Raw genomic sequence first — 585 nt, forward strand, 5'->3', positions numbered from 1 at the left:
CCTGCATTAACTTGATTCATAGTGTTATCAATCTTAGTAGCATCCTTCACATCAGCGTTAACAGTGTAATCAAATGTTACAGTTAATGCTTGACCCTTGTAAGTTGTAACAAACTTCTTAGCATCTGTAGCTGTTAAAGTCCAAGTACCGCTCTTAGTATCCCATACAGGCTTAAAGAGGTTAGTAATGTTCTTGCCGTCTTTATCAGTTACCTTCAAAGTAGAAGTTTGAGCAACACCGTTAGTCTTATCATAAGAATCTGAGAAGGACCATTCTTTAGTAAATGCATTATCAGAAATTTTAGCATTAGCTAAATCAGTTAAGTCCCAAGTTCCTTTATAAGTTACTGTTTGTCCTTTAAGAACTGTACCTTGGTTAATATCTTTACCATCAGCGTTTAAAACAACCTTGTGAGGTGTTACCTTGGCAATCTTATCAGTAACCTTGTTAGATACAGCATTCTTACCATTAATTGTAACTGTATAAGTGTTATCAGCAACTTGCCCACCTTCACCAGTAACCGTTGCGTAAGCAACAATAGTAGGGGTGTAAGTTTGGTCTGAATTGTACTTACCAGAGTTAAGC

1 protein-coding gene is annotated in these 585 nt (G+C 36.6%); it reads right to left on the reverse strand.

What is annotated here, in order from left to right:
- The coding region (locus JCM10991_RS14185; protein WP_035189192.1) for an adhesin isopeptide-forming adherence domain-containing protein at nt 1–585 on the reverse strand (585 nt) is incomplete at both ends.

The sequence above is a fragment of the Ligilactobacillus equi DSM 15833 = JCM 10991 genome (assembly GCF_000615765.1).
In the GTDB taxonomy this organism is placed as follows: Bacteria; Bacillota; Bacilli; order Lactobacillales; family Lactobacillaceae; genus Ligilactobacillus; species Ligilactobacillus equi.